The following is a 20,153-nucleotide window of genomic DNA, read 5'->3' on the forward strand; positions in this document are numbered from 1 at the left end:
CCGTGGGTGAATGGATTCTGCACTGTGTGCTCCGGTATGTGCCGGTCCTCCTGGTCGGTCATGTGTGCGCCTCGGCGTTCGGCCCCCGCCCGGAGAACGTGCCCTTCTTCGAGTCCCTGGGGACACAGCTGGGCCGTGGCTTCGGCCTGATGCTGGGGGTGGGAGCGGCCTCGCTGTTCTTCCTGCTGATGCTCGGGCTCTGCAAGAGGTACGGGACGACGGGCGGATTCCGCGCCTGGGCCGCTTTCCTGCTGCTCCTGCCCGTGCTGCCGCTGATCTTCGGCGGCAGTGGCAGCCTCTTCGGGATCTGGGTGCTCACGCAGCTGGTCTTCGCGATCTGGATCATGCCGAAGCCGCAGCTGATAGCCCCGTAGGGGAGTGACCGGCTGTCGAACCGGGGCCCGGTGCCGCAAGGCACCGGGCCCTTTCGTCGCGCCGGCCCGTTCCGTGGAAAGGCCCCCGGAAAAGGCAGGAGCCCCGCTCGTGCCCGAAGGCACGGAGCGGGGCTCCTTGGGTACTTCTCTAGCCGTGCGCGATCGCCGACCCGGGCAACTTAGGCCGGGGTGACGTTCTCCGCCTGCGGGCCCTTCGGACCCTGCGTGACGTCGAAGTTCACGAGCTGGTTCTCCTCGAGGGAGCGGAACCCAGACGCGTTGATCGCGGAGTAGTGGACGAAGACATCCGGGCCGCCGCCGTCCTGGGCGATGAAGCCGAAGCCCTTTTCAGCGTTGAACCACTTGACGGTTCCGGTAGCCATAAGCCCTCCTTGGGCCAAAGGGTTGCCCTGCTCCAGAACCTGCAAACAAGTCTGAAAACTACAAAAGCCTGCGGGTCACATGCTCCGCAGGCTCTGTACTGCAAGGGAAACCAAACTGCAACTTGCGATGAGCGTAGCACGCAGAGTGGGCCACGCACTAGAGGGAAAGATCACGTCACCCACACGTTTGACGTGCTTCTAGCGCGCTGACGCGAGCGCCACGCGTGCCCCGGCGATGTCCACCGTCCGAGACGGGTCTAGCCTCGCGATGTGGACAATGCAACCGATGACCACCAGCGCAGCCGGCCCCGCGTCGGACACATCCAGTTCCTGAACTGCCTGCCCCTCTACTGGGGCCTGGCACGCACCGGAACGCTCCTCGATCTGGAGCTGACCAAGGACACCCCGGAGAAGCTCAGCGAGCGGCTGGTGCGCGGTGATCTCGACATCGGCCCCATCACCCTCGTCGAGTATCTCCGCAACGCGGACGATCTTGTCGCCCTGCCGGACATCGCCGTGGGCTGCGACGGCCCCGTCATGTCCTGCGTGATCGTCTCCCAGCGGCCCCTGAAGCAGCTGGACGGGGCGCGGGTGGCGCTCGGGTCCACCTCCCGCACCTCTGTACGCCTCGCGCAGCTGCTGCTCGCCGAGCAGTACGGCGTACGGCCCGACTACTACACGTGCCCGCCCGACCTCGGGCTGATGATGCAGGAGGCGGACGCGGCCGTCCTGATCGGCGACGCCGCGCTGCGGGCCTCGCTGCACGACGCCCCGCGGCTCGGCCTGGACGTCCACGACCTGGGGCTGATGTGGAAGGAGTGGACGGGCCTGCCCTTCGTCTTCGCCGTGTGGGCGGCGCGCAAGGACTTCCTGGCCGGCGAGCCGGAGACCGTACGCGAGGTCCACGAGGCGTTCCTGGCCTCGCGCGATCTGTCGCTGGTGGAGGTCGCCAAGGTCGCGGAGCAGGCCGCGCGCTGGGAGTCCTTCGACGCGGAGCTGCTGGAACGGTACTTCCGGACGCTGGACTTCCGCTTCGGGCCCGAGCAGCTGGCGGGGGTACGCGAGTTCGCGCGCCGGACCGGTCCGACGACCGGCTTCCCGGCGGACGTACGGGTCGAACTGCTCGGCTGAGGTCGCTCGGCCGAAGTCAGTCGGCCGAGGTCACGGGGACGGGATCGGCGCCTGCATATGGCGGCTGATCCACTCCATCGAGCCGTCCCCCATGCCTCGGATGTAACTCCTGGCGTTGTGCTCGCCGCCCTGGATGACCTGGAGGCGGGTCTTCACCGGGCCCTTGCCGTAGCTCTTCATGAAGGACTTCAGCCGGGCGGCGCCCGACTCCTCCGACCCGATCTGGAACGCCAGGTAGACCTGGTTCTCCTTGGTGTCCGGCTTCGCGCTGAGCGCCTTGGCGAGCTTCTCCGGGTTGTTCGCCTGCCGCTCCGCCTCGTGGCCCGCCCACAGCGGGGAGTCGGGAACGGTGTCGGGGCCGGACGCGATCACGGCCTTGAACCGGTCGGGGCGCTGGAGCACGGCCTTCAGACCGGCGAAGGCACCGGAGGACGAACCCATGAACGCCCAGCCGTCACGGGACTTGAAGGTACGGAAATTCGCCCGGACGAAATCCGGCACGTCCTCGGCCAGCCAGGTGCCCATTTTCGGCTGCCCCGGGATATCGCTGCCGTCGTAGTAGTACGTGTCGTCGGGGTTGAGGACAGGCATCACGACAATGAACGGAAGGCTTTTCCCTTCCTGTGACCATGTGCTGATGCTCGACTGGAGTTTGAGGTCCGTACCCATCCAGTAATTCACCGGATAGCCGTTTCCGCCCGGCAGCGCCACGAGGACCGGGAAGCCGCTCTCGGCGTACTTCGGGTCGAAATACTGCTTCGGGGCCCACACCCACACCTTGCCCGTGAAACCGGACTTCGCCCCCGCGAGGGTGGTGACGCCGATCTTGGTGCCGTCCTCAAGCGTGTTGGCCGTGGTGAAACTCGCCTTGGGGCCGGTGGGGAGGACGGTCTCGGGGACGTTCGCCCCGGGGGACTGGGGCGTGCCGGAGGTGCCGGACGTGCCGGAGGTGCCGGACGTCCCTGAGGCTCCCGGCTTGTCGGCCGCGCCGGCCGTCGATCTCGGGGTGTCGAACGTGACGGGTGCGCCCTCCTCCGAGCAACCGCTGACCAGAGCGGCCGAGGCCCCGAGGGCGAGGACGGCGGCGAGGATCCTGGGGAGGCGTTTCATCGGGTGACTCCGGCTGTTTCGGACACGGCGACTGATTACGGAAGGGAGGAGGGGCATGGTGAGGGATCGGTTGGCTGGGTACGGTTCCGAATCGTGGTGATCCGGCCCACGGCGGGCGCCACGTCGCCGGAGACGCCGCAGTGCCGGGGAAGCCGCAACTGCCGGGGAACGGGAAGACGGGGGACACATGCAGCCGCTCGACGCAGGGGAACCGAGGACCATCGGTGCCTACCGGCTGCTCGGCCGTCTCGGCTCCGGCGGCATGGGGCGCGTCTACCTGGCCCGCAACGAGGGCGGCCGGACCGTCGCCGTGAAGGTCGTGCACCCGCACTTCGCGCTGGATGAGCAGTTCAGGGCGCGGTTCCGGCGTGAGGTGGAGGCCGCGCGGCTGGTCGGCGGGCAGTGGACCGCGCCGGTCCTGGACGCCGATCCGGAGGCCTCCGTGCCGTGGGTCGCGACCGGGTACGTCGCCGGGCCGACGCTCACCCGGGCCGTGGAGGCGACCGGCCCGCTGCCCGAACACACGGTACGGACCCTGGGCGCGGGCCTGGCCGAGGCCTTGGCGGGCGTGCACGGGCTCGGCCTGGTCCACCGCGACGTCAAGCCGTCCAACGTGCTCGCCACCCTGGAGGGTCCCCGGCTCATCGACTTCGGCATCGCCCGGGCCACGGACGGCACGGCCTCGCTGACGGCGACCGGCGTCTCCATCGGCTCGCCCGGCTACATGGCGCCCGAGCAGATCCTCGGCCACGGGGCGACGGGCGCGTCCGACGTCTTCTCGCTCGGCGCGGTCCTCGTGTACGCGGCGACCGGCGCCCCGCCCTTCACCGGCGACACCTCCGCCACCCTCCTCTACAAGGTCGTCCACGAGAGGCCGGAGCTGGGCGGGATGTCGGGGGAGCTGCGGGAACTGGCGGCGGCCTGCCTCGCGAAGGACCCGGCGGCCCGGCCCGCCCCGACCGCGGTCGCGTCCGCGCTCGCCCCGGCCGGCGCGGCGGCCCTGGTGGCGGGCGGCTGGCTGCCGGGCCCGCTGGTGGAGGAGATCAGCCGGACCGCCGTACGCCTCCTGGAACTGGACGCGGGCACGGAAGCGCCTCCCGGCGCCGGTCCGGCCCCCGACCCGCACGCCTCGGGCCCCGTCCCCTTCACGGCCGCCTCGATGTCACCCCCGGACCCGCCTGCGACCGCCCCGCCGCAACCGGTCTCCACCCCGACAGCCCCGGTCCCCGGCGCCTCCGTGCCCCCGCCCGTCCCGCCGCCGGGCACCTTCGGCGCCCCGACGGACCCCGCCTCCCCCGGCGCCTACGTGCCCCCGCCCGGCGCCTTCGGGCCGCCCCCCGGCCCAGCGGGGGCCGACGCCGTCGGTGCGCACGGGGCAGCAGGAAGCGTGCCCTCACCCCGCCAGGGGGAAGAGGGAACGGGGCCCGGGCGGCGCATGACGGTGTCCGTCGCCGCCGGCCGGCGGGTGAGTTGTACCGTCGCGCTCGCCGTCGCCGGGGCGCTCGCCGCCGTGACCCTGGGGGCGGGGTTCCTCTTCGACCTGATGCCGGGCGGTCGCCGCGCCGCCGACGCCGGCAGCACCGGGGAGAAGACGTCCGCTCCGCCCGTCGCCACCGCGCCCGCACCCACTCCCGGCTCCGTCCCCGACGCGTTCCTCGGTACCTGGACCGGACCCACCACCGAGCGCAACGGCTCCCCGCACGGCGACTTCACCGCCGTCGTCGCCAAGGGCGGCACCGGCGAGGACGTCGTCCGCACGACCCACTCCATCAGCGTCCTCGGCACCACCGTCCGCTGTCACGGCATCGGCAAGCTCACCTCCGCCACCGCCACCGAGCTCCGCATCGCGGACCGCACCGACCCCGAACGCCCCGGCACCGCGGGCCTGTGCACCACCGGGTCGTCCTCCTTCACCCTCACCCGCAACGCCGACGGGACCCTCGCCTACCGTTCCGACGAGGAGGCGGCAGGCCGCCCCACCGGCACCCTGCGGAAGTCCTGAGAAGTGCTGGCGTAGGCTGGTTCGGTCTGTCGAACCCCTCCGAAAGGGACTCACCCGGTGACCGAGAAGGCCGACCTTCAGTCCGTCCTCGACCGTGCCGCCGAGGGTGGCCGGATCACCCCCGAGGAGGCGCTCGACCTCTACCGCTCGGCGCCGCTGCACGCGCTGGGCGCGGCCGCCGACGCCGTACGCCGTCGTCGCTACGCCGGTACGGAGCACATCGCGACGTACATCATCGAGCGGAACATCAACTACACCAACGTGTGTGTGACGGCGTGCAAGTTCTGCGCCTTCTACGCGCCGCCGAAGGACACCGCCAAGGGCTGGACCCGCGACCTCGACGACATCCTGCGCCGCTGCGCGGAGACCGTGGAGCTCGGCGGCACCCAGATCATGTTCCAGGGCGGGCACCACCCGGACTTCGGCGTCGAGTACTACGAGAAGCACTTCGCCGCCATCAAGAAGGACTTCCCGCAGCTGGTCATCCACTCCCTCGGCGCGTCCGAGGTCGAGCACATGGCCCGAATCTCGGGCGTCTCCGTCGAGGAGGCGATCACCCGCATCCACGCGGCCGGTCTCGACTCCTTCGCCGGCGCCGGCGCCGAGCTGCTGCCCGAGCGTCCGCGCAAGGCGATCGCCCCGCTCAAGGAGAGCGGCGAGCGGTGGCTGGAGATCATGGAGATCGCGCACGGCCTCGGGGTCGAGTCGACGTCCACGATGCTGATGGGCACCGGCGAGACCAACGCCGAGCGCATCGAGCACCTGCGGATGATCCGTGACGTGCAGGACCGGACGGGCGGCTTCCGGGCCTTCATCCCGTACACGTACCAGCCCGAGAACAACCACCTCAAGGGCCGTACGCATGCCACGCTCTTCGAGTACCTGCGGATGATCGCGATCTCCCGGCTCTTCATGGACAACATCGCCCACATCCAGGGCTCGTGGCTGACCACGGGCAAGGAGATCGGCCAGCTGACGCTGCACTACGGCGCGGACGACCTCGGCTCGATCATGCTGGAGGAGAACGTCGTCTCCTCGGCGGGCGCCAAGCACCGCTCCAACCTGCGCGAGATGATCGACATGATCCGTACGGCGGACCGCGTGCCGGCGCAGCGCTCCACGACGTACGAGCACCTCGTCGTCCACGACGACCCGGCGAACGACCCGGTCGACGAGCGGGTCGCCTCGCACATCTCGTCCACGGCCATCGAGGGCGGTACGGCGCACCCGGAGCTGAAGCTCCTGAACGCCAACTGACCTCCCCATGCTGACGATCCACGTCGCCGAGGCGTCGCCCGAGATCGCGGTCCTGGTCGACGGCGCGCACCTCGCAGCCGTCGGCCCGTACGAGGACCTGGTCGCCGTCAGGCCCGAGGCGCGGGTGCGGCGGTGGCCCGGCATCCTCACGCCCGGGCTGCTCAACCCGTACGCGCCCGAGCTGCTCGAAGGCACCTACCACCCGGACCCGCGGGAGGCCGAGGAGTTCGGCACCGAGCCGATCACCGGACCGCGCGCGCTGGAGATCTTCCGCGCCGACCCCTCGCGGCGGGGCGCCTCCGCGCGGCGCGGCGTGCAGCGGATGCTGGCGCACGGGACGGTCGCCGTCGCCGGTGAACTGCGCGGCCGGGCCGCCGTGGACGCGGTGCGCCGGGCCGGACTCGCCGTCGGCCGGCGCCCGGAGAAGCTGCCGGGGCCCCCGTCCTTCTCGCCGGTGCCGCTCGTGCTGCTGCCGCGCCTGGCGCCGGGCGGCCCCGCCCGCTTCGCCGTCTTCGACGTCCCCGACCGGGCCGCACTCGTCCGCCGCGGCGCCTCGACGTGCGTGGCGACCGTCATCGACGGCCGACTGGTCCACCGCCGACGCTAGGCGCCCCCGGCGCCGCTCCGGGAGAGCCGACGAGCGCCGCTGGAGCGCGCCCTGCCGGTCGAGGCCGGGGAGGCCCTGAGACAATGGCCCGGTTACCTCCGTACCGTCCGTACCCGAGTCTGCGAGGCCGAACGCCAGTGACCCGCGCAACCCTGGACAAGCAGCCGCACGAAGTCGCCTCGATGTTCGACGACGTGGCGGCGAACTACGACCTCACCAACGATGTGCTCTCGCTCGGCCAGGACCGGCGCTGGCGCAAGGAGGTCGCCAAGGCGGTCGACGCCCGCCCGGCGCAGCGGATCCTGGACCTGGCGGCCGGGACGGCCACCTCCTCGCAGCCCTTCGCCCGCGCCGGCGCCTACGTCGTGCCCTGCGACTTCTCGATCGGCATGCTCCAGGTCGGCAAGAAGAAGCACCCGTGGATGCCGTTCACCGCCGGCGACGGGACGAAGCTCCCCTTCCGCGACGACGTCTTCGACGCGGTGACCATCTCCTTCGGGCTGCGCAACATCCAGGACACCGAGGCGGCGCTGCGCGAGCTGTACCGGGTGACGAAGCCCGGCGGGCGGGTCGTCATCTGCGAGTTCTCGCACGCGACGTGGAAGCCGTTCCGCACGGTGTACGAGGAGTACCTGATGCGCGCGCTGCCGCCGGTGGCCCGCGCGGTCTCCTCCAACCCGGACGCGTACGTCTACCTCGCCGAGTCCATCCAGTCCTGGCCCGACCAGCCGACCCTCGCGGGGATGCTGCAGAAGGCCGGCTGGTCCAAGGTGGCCTGGCGCAACCTGACCGGTGGCGTGGTGGCGATGCACCGGGGCTTCAAGCTCTAGGACACCGCCCCGGCGCCTCGGAACCTCCGCAATAGACTGCAACCCGACCTTCCCTCGACCCTTCGGGAGACCACGCCGTGACCGAGCCCCTCTCCGAGCACAGCGCAGACGTGATCGTCGTCGGGGCAGGCCCGGCCGGCTCCACGACCGCGTACTACCTCGCCAAGGCCGGACTCGACGTCCTGCTCCTGGAGAAGACCGCGTTCCCCCGCGAGAAGGTCTGTGGCGACGGGCTCACCCCGCGCGCCACCAAGCAGCTCGTCGCCATGGGGATCGACATCTCCGAGGAGGCCGGCTGGCTGCGCAACAAGGGCCTGCGCATCATCGGCGGCGGCGTCCGACTCCAGCTCGACTGGCCCGACCTCGCCTCGTACCCGGACTACGGACTCGTGCGCAAGCGCGACGACTTCGACGAGCAGCTCGCCCGGCAGGCGCAGAAGGCGGGCGCGCGGCTGTACGAGCGCTGCAACGTCGGCGCCCCGATCATCGACGACCGCACCGGCCGGATCACCGGCGTGACCGCTAAGCTCGGTGAGGAGAAGCGCGAGGTCACCTTCCACGCGCCGCTCGTCGTCGCCGCCGACGGCAACTCGACCCGGCTCTCCCTCGCCATGGGCCTGCACCGGCGCGAGGACCGGCCGATGGGCGTGGCCGTACGGACGTACTTCACCAGCCCCCGCCACGACGACGACTACCTCGAGTCCTGGCTGGAGCTGTGGGACCGGCGCGGCCCGCAGGACCGCCTGCTGCCCGGCTACGGCTGGATCTTCGGCATGGGCGACGGCACGTCCAACGTCGGCCTCGGCATCCTGAACTCGTCCTCCGCGTTCCGGGAGCTGGACTGGCGCGAGGTCCTCAAGGCGTGGTGCGCCTCGATGCCGGAGGACTGGGGCTTCACCCCGGAGAACATGACGATCCCGATCCGGGGCGCCGCGCTGCCGATGGCCTTCAACCGGCAGCCGCACTACACCAAGGGCCTGCTGCTCGTCGGCGACGCGGGCGGCCTGGTCAACCCGTTCAACGGCGAGGGCATCGCGTACGCGATGGAGTCCGGCCAGATCGCGGCCGACGTCATCGTCCAGGCGCACGCCCGGTCGACCCCGGCGCAGCGCGAACTGGCCCTGCACAACTACCCGAAGATCCTCAAGGACACCTACGGCGGGTACTACACGCTCGGCCGGGCCTTCGTGAAGATCATCGGCAACCCGAAGATCATGAAGATCGCGACGCAGCGCGGTCTGACCCACCCGGTCCTGATGAAGTTCACGCTGAAGATGCTGGCCAACCTCACCGACCCGACGGGTGGCGACGCGATGGACCGGATCATCAACGGCCTGTCGAAGGTGGCCCCGAAGGCCTGAGGTCCTGGGGCCTGAACGCCTGCCGGTAGTCGGAAGGGGACACCCCGACCGTACGGGTGAAGTGGCGCCGCAGATTGGCCGACGTGCCCAGGCCGCTGCGTTCGCCGACCAGCTCCACGGGCAGGTCGGTGGACTCCAGGAGGGTCTGGGCGCGGGCCACCCGCTGCTGGAGCAGCCACTGCAGCGGGGTGGTTCCGTACGCCTCCCGCACCCGCCGGTGGAAGGTGCGCGGGCTCAGCCGGGCCCGCCGGGCGAGGTCGTCGACCGTCAGGGGTTCGGCCAGCCGCTCGGTCGCCCACTGCAGGACGGGTCCCAGGCTGTCGCCGTCGCTCGGCGGCAGCGGCGCCTCGATGAACTGGGCCTGCCCGCCCGTGCGGTGGGCGGGCACGACCAGGCGCCGGGCGAGCTGACCCGCGACGGTGGCGCCGAGGTCCTTGCGTACGAGATGCAGGCACAGGTCGAGCGCGGCGGTGGCCCCGGCGCTCGTCAACACCGTTCCCTCGTCCGTGTAGAGCACGGAATCGTCCACGATCACCTCGGGGTGGCGGGCGGCGAGCTGCCCGGTGTGCTGCCAATGGGCGGTGGCCCGGCGGCCGTCCAGGAGTCCGGCGGCGGCGAGCGCGAAGGCGCCGGTGCACAGGGAGACGATCCGCGCGCCGGACGCGGCGGCCGCGCGCAGCGCCTCGACCAGCTCGGCCGGCACCTCCTCGCCGTCGTCCACGACCGCGTCGGGCACGGACGGCACGATCACGGTGTCCGCGCCCACGAGTCCGTCGAGACCGTGGCTGGTCCGCAGGGAGAAGACCCCGGCGTCACCGGTGTCCCCGCACAGCCGCAGCTCGTACCAGGGGTCGGCGAGGTCGGGGTGCGGGATGCCGAAGACCGCGCACGCGAGGGAGAGTTCGTACAGCTCCCACAGTGACGTGCCGACCCGCTGGTCCGGTACGACGGCGATGGCGACGATTCCCGTACGCATGCGGCCGAACCTACGGCAGGAATCGTGCGGCCGTCGTCAGTCCTGCCACTGTCGGCCGGATTCCGCCGCTGCGAGCGTGGAGGTCATGAACAAGCAGAACGTCACCGTCATCGGCCTCGGGCAGATGGGCACCGCCCTCGCCGACGCCTTCCTCGCCGCGGGCCACCCCACCACCGTCTGGAACCGTACGCCGAGCAGGGCCGACGCCCTGGTCGCCCGTGGCGCCACCCGCGCCGCCACCGTCGCCGAGGCCGTCGAGGCGAGCGAACTCGTCGTGGTCTGCGTCCTCGACTACACCGCCGTACGCGAACTCCTCGCCCCGCCGGCCGCATCGCTCCGCGGCCGGATCCTGGTCAACCTCACCAGCGGCTCTCCCGAGCAGGCCCGCGCGGAGGCGGAATGGGCGGCCTCGCACGGCGCCGGCTATCTGGACGGCGGCATCATGACGACCCCTCCGGGGATCGGCGACAGCGGCAACATGATCCTGTACGCGGGCTCGCCCGAACTGCTCGCCCGGCACCGGGCGACCCTGGCCGTGCTCGGCGACCCGGTCGACCTCGGCCCGGACGCGGGACTCGCGTCGCTGTACGACGCCGGGCTGCTCGGGCTCATGTGGTCGGTCTTCGGCGGCTGGCTGCACGCCACCGCCCTCGCGGGCGCGGACGGGGTGGCGGCCAAGGAGTTCACCGCGCTCGCGAACCGCTGGCTGAAGACGGTCTCCTGGTTCCTCACCACGTACGCCGAGCAGATCGACGCGGGGGAGTACCCGGGCTCGGACGCCACCATCGACGTCCAGGTGGCCACCATCGGGCATCTGCTGGAGGCCGGTGAGGCGCGCGGGATCGACGGGCGGCTGCCGCGGCTGCATCTGGAGCTGATGCGGGAGGCCGTGGCGGCGGGGCACGGCGGCGACAGCTACGCCCGCCTCATCGAGGCCTTCCGGGGCAAGTAGGGCGAAAGCGGCAAAGAGCCGTCACTCCCCCGAGGAGTGACGGCTCTTCGTGCTCGGATGATCAGAGGACGCGGACGGCGCCGGAGGGCATGTCCCAGTCCATGGAGCGCTCGACGACACCGGTCGACGGGTTCTGCGCGCCGACGTAATTGCCGCCGCCCACGTAGATGGCCACGTGGTACGAGCCGCTGCGGCTGCCCCAGTACAGGATGTCGCCCGGCTGGAGGTTGCTCAGGGAGACGGAGGTGCCCATGCTCGACTGCGAGCTGGAGATGCGCGGCAGGTCGATGCCGGCCTGGCTGTACGCGGCCTGGACGAGGCCGGAGCAGTCCCAGGAGTTCGGGCCGGTGCCGCCGGAGATGTAGGCGTCGCCGACCTGGGCGCGGGCGAAGGCCACGATCGCCGCGGCGGAGCCGGTGGCCGCCTGCGAGCTGCTGCTGGACGAGGAGCCGGAGGAGGACGCGGAGAGCGTGGTGCGCTCCTGGGTGCGGGAGGCGCGCTCCTGGGCCTCGACGCGGGCCTTCTCGGCACGCTCGGCCTCCGCCTTGGCGGCCGCGGCCTTGCGGTCGGCCTCCGCCTTGGCCTTCTTGGCGTCCAGGGCGGCCTTCTGGGCGGCGCCCTGCTCCTGGGCCTGCAGGCTCAGGTCGAGGGCCTGCTGCTGGGAGGCCTCGGCCGACGCGGAGACGGCGCTCGCCAGGTCGGCGTCGAGCGCGCCGAGCGTGGGCATCTCGATGGTCTCGGTCACCGGCTCGGCATTCGCCGGCCCGGCAGCACCGGCCACCGCGATGGTGCTGAGGACGCCACCGGCAACTCCTGCCCGGAGCGCGAGCTTCGAGGCGCTGCGGCGGGGCTTCCGGTGGCTGGGTATGTGAGCGGTGTGGGACATGAGTACAACCGCTATCAGGGCTTCACGGTTCCCTTCAAGAAACGTGGGTTGCGCCACAGTTACGTTCGGAATCACATAATCCGCTTCTCTGGCGCCCTTATTGACGCCGTAACGGACAATCCGGGCACCGCTTATTGAGCCCTTGATCATGCGTTTTCAATGAAACGCCCGAATTGCCCGTCGCTTACCACCTCTTCACTCGGATGGCCAAGCCCCACTTTCTGACGGCATGTGGGGGTGTGGTGCAGGTCACATTCGGGCTCGTGAATGCGCGCACGCGTCCACTCCCGTCCGCCGGGGCCCCCGACCGAGCGACGGGCGGTTGCCTTATCACTCGGGCAGCGTCCATTGCCAATTTGCTTGCATGGTCCATCTCTTGATAGAGCACCACCCCTTCCGACCAGCGGTTTCCGGTCCGGATGTCACATCTGGTGATCACCTGGGCGCTTCGAGTGCCAAGATCACCGCTCATCCGACTTCATGATCCTTCGTCAGGTGGTGGAGATCACAAAGTCGTTGCCGTACCCCGTGTCGCAGATCACAGAGGGGCAGGCATAAGATGCGGGGCAGCCAGGCTTGTGAACTGCCTCACATGGGGGCGATCTTCCACGGCCCGGCAGTGCGGTCCAACGGTCAAGGACGACTGGAAGGAGCGAGGAGCGTGAATGCGTACGCGCCCATCCTCGTGCTCGGTGCCCTGGGTGCGGGGTTTGCGATCTTCTCCGTGGTCATGGCCACGCTAATCGGCCCAAAGCGGTACAACAGGGCAAAGCTCGAGGCGTACGAGTGCGGCATCGAACCGACGCCGACGCCGGCCGGAGGTGGCCGCTTCCCCATCAAGTACTACCTGACGGCGATGCTCTTCATCGTCTTCGACATCGAGATCGTCTTCCTCTACCCCTGGGCCGTCACCTTCGACGCCCTGGGGCTTTTCGGGCTCGTGGAGATGCTGCTCTTCGTGCTCACCGTCTTCGTCGCCTACGCCTACGTGTGGCGGCGCGGCGGCCTGGAATGGGACTGAGGGGCTGAGGGGCACCTATGGGACTCGAAGAGAAGCTGCCGAGCGGTTTTCTGCTGACGACGGTCGAACAGGCCGCGGGCTGGGTGCGCAAGGCGTCCGTCTTCCCCGCGACCTTCGGCCTCGCCTGCTGCGCCATCGAGATGATGACGACCGGCGCCGGGCGCTACGACCTGGCGCGCTTCGGCATGGAGGTCTTCCGCGGCTCACCGCGCCAGGCCGACCTGATGATCGTGGCCGGTCGCGTCAGCCAGAAGATGGCGCCCGTCCTGCGGCAGGTCTACGACCAGATGCCGAACCCCAAGTGGGTCATCTCCATGGGGGTTTGCGCATCTTCGGGCGGAATGTTCAACAATTACGCGATTGTGCAGGGCGTTGACCACATTGTTCCGGTTGACATCTATTTGCCGGGGTGCCCGCCGCGCCCGGAGATGCTGATGGACGCGATTCTCAAGCTCCACCAGAAGATCCAGACCTCCAAGCTCGGTGTGAACGCCGAGGAGGCGGCCCGCGAGGCGGAGGAAGCGGCGCTCAAGGCCCTGCCGACCATTGAGATGAAGGGTCTGCTCCGGTGAGCGACGAAACTCCGAACCCCGAGAAGGAGCTCTCCGAGCAGAACCTGCCCGGGCAGCGCGGGGAGCACGGCGAGGAGGTCCGCGTCCAGCGCGGCATGTTCGGCGCCAACAACGGCGGCGACACCTCCGGCTACAGCGGCCTCGTCCGCTCCGTACGCCTCCCCGGCGCGGCCACCCGCCCCTACGGCGGCTGGTTCGACGAGGTCGCCGACGAACTCGAGGGCGCCCTCGACGAGCAGGGCCTCCTGCCGGAGAACGCGATCGAGAAGACGGTCGTCGACCGCGGCGAGCTCACCTTCCACATCGCCCGCGAGCACCTCGTCCGGGTCGCCCGCACCCTGCGCGACGACCCCGCCCTGCGCTTCGAGCTCTGTACGGGCGTCTCCGGCGTCCACTACCTCGGCGACAAGGGCCGCGAGCTGCACGCCGTGTACCACCTGCGCTCGCTCACCCACGGCCGGCTGATCCGCCTGGAGGTGTCCGCCCCGGACGCCGACCCGCACATCCCGTCGCTCGTCGCGGTCTATCCGACCAACGACTGGCACGAGCGCGAGACGTACGACTTCTTCGGCATCGTCTTCGACGGCCACCCCGCCCTCACCCGGATCATGATGCCGGACGACTGGCAGGGCTTCCCGCAGCGCAAGGACTACCCCCTCGGCGGCATCGCCGTCGAGTACAAGGGCGCCCAGATCCCGGCTCCTGACCAGCGGAGGTCGTACAGCTGATGAGTACCGAAAACGCCTCCGCCGCCTCCGCCCGGGAGACCACCGAAGGCACCGTCTACACGGTCACCGGTGGCGACTGGGAGGAGGTCGTCGAGTCCGCCGCCAAGGCCGACGACGAGCGGATCATCGTCAACATGGGCCCCCAGCACCCGTCCACGCACGGCGTGCTCCGCCTGATCCTGGAGATCGACGGCGAGACCGTCACCGAGGCCCGCTGCGGCATCGGCTACCTCCACACCGGCATCGAGAAGAACCTCGAGTACCGGACCTGGACGCAGGGCACCACCTTCGTCACGCGCATGGACTACCTCACCTCGTTCTACAACGAGACGGCGTACTGCCTGGGCGTCGAGAAGCTGCTCGGCATCACCGACCAGATCCCCGACCGGGCCAGCGTCCTCCGCGTGATGCTGATGGAGCTCAACCGGCTCTCCTCCCACCTGGTGGCCATCGCCACCGGCGGCATGGAGCTGGGCGCGACCACGATCATGATCTACGGCTTCCGCGACCGCGAGATGATCCTGGACCTGTACGAGCTGATCACCGGCCTGCGCATGAACCACGCGTTCATCCGCCCCGGCGGCCTCGCCCAGGACCTCCCGCCCGGCGCCGTCGACGCCGTGCGCGAGTTCGTGAAGACCATGAAGAAGAACCTGCCGGAGTACGACAAGCTCGCCACGGGCAACCCCATCTTCAAGGCCCGTATGCAGGACGTCGGCTACCTCGACCTCGCCGGCTGCATGGCGCTCGGCGTCACCGGACCGATGCTGCGCTCCGCCGGCCTCCCGCACGACCTGCGCAAGACCGACCCGTACTGCGGCTACGAGAACTACGAGTTCGACATCCCGACCGCCGAGACCTGCGACGCCTACGGCCGCTTCCTCGTCCGCCTGGAGGAGATGCGGCAGTCGCTGCGGATCGTCGAGCAGTGCCTCGACCGCCTGGCGCGCGGTCCGGTCATGGTCGCCGACAAGAAGATCGCCTGGCCCGCGCAGCTCGCGCAGGGCCCGGACGGCCTCGGCAACTCCCTCGACCACATCAAGAAGATCATGGGCACCTCCATGGAGGCCCTGATCCACCACTTCAAGCTGGTCACCGAGGGCTTCCGGGTCCCGGCCGGACAGGCGTACGCGGCCGTCGAATCGCCCAAGGGCGAGCTGGGCGTGCACGTCGTCTCCGACGGCGGCACCCGCCCCTACCGGGTCCACTTCCGCGACCCGTCCTTCACCAACCTGCAGGCCATGGCGGCGATGTGCGAGGGCGGCCAGGTCGCCGACGTCATCGTCGCCGTCGCGTCCATCGACCCCGTGATGGGAGGCGTCGACCGATGACGGACGGACAGACCAGTCTCGGGATGCCCCAGCTCCCCGCCCCCGACTACCCGGCCGAGGTACGCGCCCGGCTGGAGGCGGACGCCAAGGAGATCATCGCCCGCTACCCGGGGTCCCGCTCCGCGCTCCTGCCGCTGCTGCACCTCGTGCAGGCGGAGGAGGGCCATGTGACCCGTACCGGCATGAAGTTCTGTGCCGAGGTCCTCGGTCTCACCACCGCCGAGGTCACCGCGGTCGCCACCTTCTACACGATGTACCGGCGCAAGCCCTCCGGCGACTACCAGGTCGGCGTCTGCACCAACACGCTCTGCGCGGTCATGGGCGGCGACGCCATCTTCGAGGAGCTGAAGGAGCACCTCGGCGTCGGCAACAACGAGACGACCGAGGACGGCAAGGTCACGCTGGAGCACATCGAGTGCAACGCGGCCTGCGACTTCGCGCCCGTGGTGATGGTCAACTGGGAGTTCTTCGACAACCAGACGCCCGCGTCCGCCAAGAAGATCGTCGACGACCTGCGGGCCGGCCGCCCGGTCGAGCCGACGCGCGGCGCGCCCCTGTGCACGTACAAGGAGACCGCCCGCATCCTGGCCGGTTTCCCCGACGAGCGCGAGGGGGCCGTCGAGGCCACCGGTGGGGCCGGCCCGGCCTCGCTCGTCGGGCTGCGCCTGGCCAAGGGCGAGACCCCGCACCACAAGATCGTCCACCCGCGCGGCGAATCGGCCAGTGGGGAGGGGGAGTGATGACCTTGGCAGCCGAGATCAACAACAGCAGCCCCGAGAAGCTTCTGGCGCCGGTCCTTTCGGCGTTCTGGGACCAGCCCGACTCCTGGACCCTGGAGACGTACAAGAGGCACGAGGGGTACGAGGGTCTGCGGAAGGCCCTCGCGATGACGCCCGACGACCTCATCGCGTACGTCAAGGACTCCGGTCTGCGCGGCCGCGGCGGCGCCGGCTTCCCCACCGGAATGAAGTGGCAGTTCATTCCCCAGGGCGACGGCAAGCCGCACTACCTCGTCGTCAACGCCGACGAGTCGGAGCCCGGGACCTGCAAGGACATCCCGCTCCTCTTCGCCAACCCGCACTCCCTCATCGAGGGAATGATCATCGCCTGCTACGCGATCCGCTCCGAGCACGCGTTCATCTACCTGCGGGGCGAGGTCGTACCCGTCCTGCGCCGCCTGCACGAGGCGGTGCGCGAGGCGTACGACGCCGGCTACCTCGGCGAGAACATCCTCGGCAGCGGTCTGAACCTCGACATCACCGTGCACGCCGGCGCCGGCGCGTACATCTGCGGCGAGGAGACCGCGCTGCTCGACTCGCTCGAAGGACGACGCGGCCAGCCCCGGCTGCGTCCCCCCTTCCCCGCGGTCGCCGGTCTGTACGCCTGCCCCACTGTGGTGAACAACGTCGAGTCCATCGCGTCCGTTCCCGCGATCCTCAACCGGGGCAAGGACTGGTTCAAGTCGATGGGCAGCGAGAAGTCCCCGGGCTTCACGCTCTACTCGCTCAGCGGGCACGTCACCTCGCCCGGCCAGTACGAGGCCCCGCTCGGGATCACGCTGCGCCAGCTGCTCGACATGAGCGGCGGGATGCGGCCGGGCCACCGGCTGAAGTTCTGGACCCCGGGCGGCTCCTCCACCCCGATGTTCACCGACGAGCACCTCGACGTCCCGCTGGACTACGAGGCCGTGGGCGCCGCCGGCTCGATGCTCGGCACCAAGGCGCTCCAGTGCTTCGACGAGACGACGTGCGTGGTCCGTGCGGTGACCCGGTGGACCGAGTTCTACGCGCACGAGTCCTGCGGCAAGTGCACTCCCTGCCGTGAAGGCACGTACTGGCTGGTGCAGTTGCTCCGCGACATCGAGGCCGGCAAGGGCGTCATGTCCGACCTCGACAAGCTGAACGACATCGCCGACAACATCAACGGCAAGTCGTTCTGCGCGCTCGGCGACGGCGCCGCCTCCCCGATCTTCTCCTCGCTGAAGTACTTCCGCGAGGAGTACGAGCAGCACATCACCGGCCGGGGCTGCCCCTTCGACCCGGCCAAGTCGACCGCCTGGGCGGACAACCACAAGGAGGTGACGGCATGACGGTCACCACGGCCGGCCCCGCCGGCGGCGGTTCCCCGGCGGTACCGCCGGAGGACCTCGTCACGCTGACGATCGACGGCGCCGAGATCTCCGTCCCCAAGGGGACCCTGGTCATCCGCGCCGCCGAACAGCTCGGCATCGAGATCCCGCGCTTCTGCGACCACCCGCTCCTCGACCCGGCCGGCGCCTGCCGGCAGTGCATCGTCGAGGTCGAGGGCCAGCGCAAGCCGATGGCCTCCTGCACCATCACGTGCACCGACGGCATGGTGGTGAAGTCGCAGCTGACCTCCCCGGTCGCCGAGAAGGCCCAGCACGGTGTGATGGAGCTGCTGCTCATCAACCACCCGCTGGACTGCCCGGTCTGCGACAAGGGCGGCGAGTGCCCGCTGCAGAACCAGGCCATGTCCCACGGGCAGTCGGAGTCCCGCTTCGAGGGGAAGAAGCGGACGTACGAGAAGCCGATCCCGCTCTCCCCGCAGGTGCTCCTGGACCGTGAGCGGTGCGTGCTGTGTGCCCGCTGCACCCGGTTCTCGCAGCAGATCGCGGGCGATCCGATGATCGAGCTGCTGGAGCGTGGCGCTCTGGAGCAGGTCGGCATCGGCGAGGGCGACCCCTTCGAGTCGTACTTCTCCGGGAACACCATCCAGATCTGCCCGGTCGGCGCGCTGACCTCGGCGGCGTACCGGTTCCGCTCCCGGCCCTTCGACCTCGTCTCCTCGCCTTCGGTGTGCGAGCACTGCGCGGGCGGCTGCGCGACCCGCACCGACCACCGGCGCGGCAAGGTCATGCGGCGGCTCGCGGCGGAGGACCCGGAGGTCAACGAGGAGTGGGTGTGCGACAAGGGGCGGTTCGCGTTCCGGTACGCCCAGCAGCGCGACCGGCTGAGCACCCCACTGGTACGCAATGAGGACGGTGTCCTCGAGCCCGCGTCCTGGCCGGAGGCTCTGGAGGCCGCGGCCCGCGGGCTCGTCCGCGGCCGCAGCGGCGTCCTGGCCGGCGGGCGGCTGACCGTCGAGGACTCCTACGCGTACGCCAAGTTCGCCCGGGTCGCCCTCGACACCAACGACGTCGACTTCCGGGCCCGCGTCCACTCCAGCGAGGAGGCCGACTTCCTGGCCTCCACGGTGGCGGGCCGTGGCCGCGATCTGGACGGCAGCGGGGTCACGTACACCTCCCTCGAAGCCGCTCCGGCCGTGCTGCTCGTCGGCTTCGAGGCCGAGGAGGAGGCGCCCGGCGTCTTCCTGCGGCTGCGCAAGGCCTGGCGCAAGCACGGACAGAAGACGTACGCGCTCGCCTCGCACGCGACCAGGGGCCTGGTGAAGGCGGGCGGCACGCTGCTGCCGGCCGCGCCCGGCACCGAGACCGAGTGGCTGGACGCCCTCACCTCGCGGGTCGGCCTTGATGAGGCCGGGACGCACGCGGCCGAGGCGCTGCGCCAGGACGGGGCGGTCCTCGTCGTCGGCGAGCGGCTCGCCGCCGTGCCCGGCGGCCTGACCGCCGCCGTACGGACGGCGACCGCGACCGGCGCGCAGCTGGTGTGGATCCCGCGCCGGGCCGGCGAGCGCGGCGCGCTCGAAGCCGGCGCCATCCCGACGCTGCTGCCCGGCGGCCGCCCCGCGACCGACCCACGCGCGCGTGAGGAGGTCGCGGCCGCCTGGGGCGTACGCGAACTCCCGCACGGCTACGGCCGCGACACCGGCCAGATCGTCGAGGCCGCGGCCACCGGCGAACTGGGCGCGCTGCTCGTCGGCGGCGTCGAGGTCCGCGACCTGCCCGACCCGGCACGCGCGCGTGAGGCCCTGGACGCGGCGTTCGTCGTCTCCCTGGAGCTGCGGCCGAGCGAGGTCACCGAGCGGGCGGACGTGATCCTGCCGGTCGCCGCGGTCGCCGAGAAGCCCGGCACCTTCCTCAACTGGGAGGGCAGGGCACGGCTCTTCGAGGCCGCGCTCAAGCCCGAGCAGATGACCCGGCCGCTGCCGCCGACGGACGCGCGCGTGCTCCACATGCTCGCCGACGCCCTCGACGCGCACCTGGCCCTGCCCGACCTGCGCGCCGTCCGCCGGGAGCTGGACCGGCTCGGCGGCTGGGAGGGCGAGCGGGCGACCGAGCCCACCGAGCCCGCCCAGTCCGCGCCCCGACCGGGCGAGGGCGAGGCGGTCCTCGCCGGCCACCGGCTCCTGCTCGACCTGGGCCGCCTCCAGGAGGGCGACACAGCCCTGGCCGGCACCCGCCACGCGGCGCTCGCCCGCCTCTCGGCCGCCACCGCCGCCGAGACGGGCGTCAAGGACGGCGACGTCCTCGCCGTCACCGGCCCGGCCGGCACGACCCGCTTCCCGCTCCAGGTGACGGAGATGCCCGACCGAGTGGTCTGGCTCCCGCTCAACTCGTCGGCGGGCGGCGTCCTCTCCGACACGGGCGCCCACCCGGGCGACCTGGTCCGCATCGGCCCGGCGGACGCCGCCGACGCGGTGGAGGTCCGGTCATGACCGCGATCCTCGCCCGGCCGGCCAGCGTTCGCGCGGTCCCCGGGGCCCGTACCCACG

At 70.8% G+C, this 20,153-nt stretch carries 19 protein-coding genes; 15 read left to right on the plus strand and 4 right to left on the minus strand.

The genetic code is table 11. The features are described 5' to 3' along the window. Positions 1–2 precede the first annotated feature (2 nt). Complete coding sequence (locus ACFV9D_RS30895) at positions 3–374, plus strand: hypothetical protein (RefSeq protein ID WP_385153477.1); 372 nt, start codon at positions 3–5, stop codon at positions 372–374. A 179-nt stretch (positions 375–553) separates the two neighbouring features. Here the strand turns inward: ACFV9D_RS30895 and ACFV9D_RS30900 are convergent, their stop codons facing one another. Next, positions 554–757: a cold-shock protein gene (locus ACFV9D_RS30900; RefSeq protein ID WP_008738468.1), complete on the minus strand. Its 204-nt coding sequence runs from the start codon at positions 755–757 to the stop codon at positions 554–556. Positions 758–1,027: 270 nt separating this feature from the next. On the opposite strand from ACFV9D_RS30900, the gene ACFV9D_RS30905 reads away from it, so the two are divergent. Continuing rightward, entirely contained in the window at positions 1,028–1,888 is an 861-nt protein-coding gene (locus ACFV9D_RS30905) for a menaquinone biosynthetic enzyme MqnA/MqnD family protein (protein WP_385153481.1), read from the plus strand. 30 nt (positions 1,889–1,918) lie between these two features. Here the strand turns inward: ACFV9D_RS30905 and ACFV9D_RS30910 are convergent, their stop codons facing one another. After that, positions 1,919–2,998, minus strand: coding sequence for an alpha/beta hydrolase (locus ACFV9D_RS30910; protein ID WP_385153484.1), 1,080 nt, complete (start codon positions 2,996–2,998; stop codon positions 1,919–1,921). 187 nt (positions 2,999–3,185) lie between these two features. On the opposite strand from ACFV9D_RS30910, the gene ACFV9D_RS30915 reads away from it, so the two are divergent. From ACFV9D_RS30915 to ACFV9D_RS30935, 5 genes are all read left to right on the plus strand, one after another. Continuing rightward, on the plus strand, positions 3,186–5,000 hold the full coding sequence (locus tag ACFV9D_RS30915) for a serine/threonine-protein kinase (protein WP_385153487.1): 1,815 nt from the start codon (positions 3,186–3,188) through the stop codon (positions 4,998–5,000). A gap of 57 nt (positions 5,001–5,057) precedes the next feature. Further along, entirely contained in the window at positions 5,058–6,257 is a 1,200-nt protein-coding gene (mqnC, locus tag ACFV9D_RS30920) for a cyclic dehypoxanthinyl futalosine synthase (protein ID WP_383557271.1), read from the plus strand. Positions 6,258–6,264: 7 nt separating this feature from the next. Then, positions 6,265–6,864 carry a hypothetical protein gene (locus tag ACFV9D_RS30925; protein WP_385153491.1) on the plus strand — a complete coding sequence of 200 codons (600 nt, stop codon included), beginning with the start codon at positions 6,265–6,267 and terminating at the stop codon, positions 6,862–6,864. A gap of 137 nt (positions 6,865–7,001) precedes the next feature. Further along, complete coding sequence (locus ACFV9D_RS30930; RefSeq protein WP_385153494.1) at positions 7,002–7,694, plus strand: demethylmenaquinone methyltransferase; 693 nt, start codon at positions 7,002–7,004, stop codon at positions 7,692–7,694. Positions 7,695–7,771: 77 nt separating this feature from the next. Continuing rightward, positions 7,772–9,055 (plus strand): geranylgeranyl reductase family protein, encoded by a 1,284-nt coding sequence (locus tag ACFV9D_RS30935; RefSeq protein ID WP_362362809.1) that lies wholly within the window; start codon positions 7,772–7,774, stop codon positions 9,053–9,055. On the opposite strand, the gene ACFV9D_RS30940 is transcribed toward ACFV9D_RS30935, so the two are convergent. After that, positions 9,021–10,031 (minus strand): helix-turn-helix domain-containing protein, encoded by a 1,011-nt coding sequence (locus tag ACFV9D_RS30940; RefSeq protein ID WP_385153497.1) that lies wholly within the window; start codon positions 10,029–10,031, stop codon positions 9,021–9,023. The genes ACFV9D_RS30935 and ACFV9D_RS30940 overlap by 35 nt on opposite strands. A gap of 76 nt (positions 10,032–10,107) precedes the next feature. Between ACFV9D_RS30940 and ACFV9D_RS30945 the strand changes: the two genes are divergently transcribed. Beyond that, entirely contained in the window at positions 10,108–10,983 is an 876-nt protein-coding gene (locus ACFV9D_RS30945; protein WP_385153500.1) for an NAD(P)-dependent oxidoreductase, read from the plus strand. Between the two features lie 61 nt (positions 10,984–11,044). Here the strand turns inward: ACFV9D_RS30945 and ACFV9D_RS30950 are convergent, their stop codons facing one another. After that, positions 11,045–11,869, minus strand: a complete 825-nt coding sequence (locus ACFV9D_RS30950) for a C40 family peptidase (RefSeq protein WP_385153503.1) — start codon at positions 11,867–11,869, stop codon at positions 11,045–11,047. Positions 11,870–12,530: 661 nt separating this feature from the next. On the opposite strand from ACFV9D_RS30950, the gene ACFV9D_RS30955 reads away from it, so the two are divergent. The 7 genes from ACFV9D_RS30955 to ACFV9D_RS30985 are packed head-to-tail and all read left to right on the plus strand — an operon-like array spanning position 12,531 to position 20,096. Next, positions 12,531–12,890, plus strand: a complete 360-nt coding sequence (locus ACFV9D_RS30955) for an NADH-quinone oxidoreductase subunit A (protein ID WP_030494815.1) — start codon at positions 12,531–12,533, stop codon at positions 12,888–12,890. Positions 12,891–12,907: 17 nt separating this feature from the next. Continuing rightward, positions 12,908–13,462, plus strand: a complete 555-nt coding sequence (locus tag ACFV9D_RS30960) for an NADH-quinone oxidoreductase subunit B family protein (protein ID WP_003998928.1) — start codon at positions 12,908–12,910, stop codon at positions 13,460–13,462. Next, on the plus strand, positions 13,459–14,190 hold the full coding sequence (locus ACFV9D_RS30965) for an NADH-quinone oxidoreductase subunit C (protein WP_385153506.1): 732 nt from the start codon (positions 13,459–13,461) through the stop codon (positions 14,188–14,190). The genes ACFV9D_RS30960 and ACFV9D_RS30965 overlap by 4 nt, the downstream gene beginning before the upstream one ends. After that, on the plus strand, positions 14,190–15,521 hold the full coding sequence (locus ACFV9D_RS30970; protein WP_385153509.1) for an NADH-quinone oxidoreductase subunit D: 1,332 nt from the start codon (positions 14,190–14,192) through the stop codon (positions 15,519–15,521). The genes ACFV9D_RS30965 and ACFV9D_RS30970 overlap by 1 nt, the downstream gene beginning before the upstream one ends. Then, positions 15,518–16,261: an NADH-quinone oxidoreductase subunit NuoE gene (gene nuoE / locus ACFV9D_RS30975; protein ID WP_361860764.1), complete on the plus strand. Its 744-nt coding sequence runs from the start codon at positions 15,518–15,520 to the stop codon at positions 16,259–16,261. The genes ACFV9D_RS30970 and nuoE overlap by 4 nt, the downstream gene beginning before the upstream one ends. Beyond that, entirely contained in the window at positions 16,261–17,610 is a 1,350-nt protein-coding gene (gene nuoF, locus ACFV9D_RS30980; RefSeq protein ID WP_385153512.1) for an NADH-quinone oxidoreductase subunit NuoF, read from the plus strand. The genes nuoE and nuoF overlap by 1 nt, the downstream gene beginning before the upstream one ends. After that, positions 17,607–20,096 carry an NADH-quinone oxidoreductase subunit G gene (locus ACFV9D_RS30985; protein WP_385153515.1) on the plus strand — a complete coding sequence of 830 codons (2,490 nt, stop codon included), beginning with the start codon at positions 17,607–17,609 and terminating at the stop codon, positions 20,094–20,096. The genes nuoF and ACFV9D_RS30985 overlap by 4 nt, the downstream gene beginning before the upstream one ends. The last annotated feature ends 57 nt before the right edge of the window (positions 20,097–20,153 follow it).

Origin of the sequence: Streptomyces sp. NPDC059875 (assembly GCF_042731085.1) — a bacterium.
Classification (GTDB): domain Bacteria; phylum Actinomycetota; class Actinomycetes; order Streptomycetales; family Streptomycetaceae; genus Streptomyces.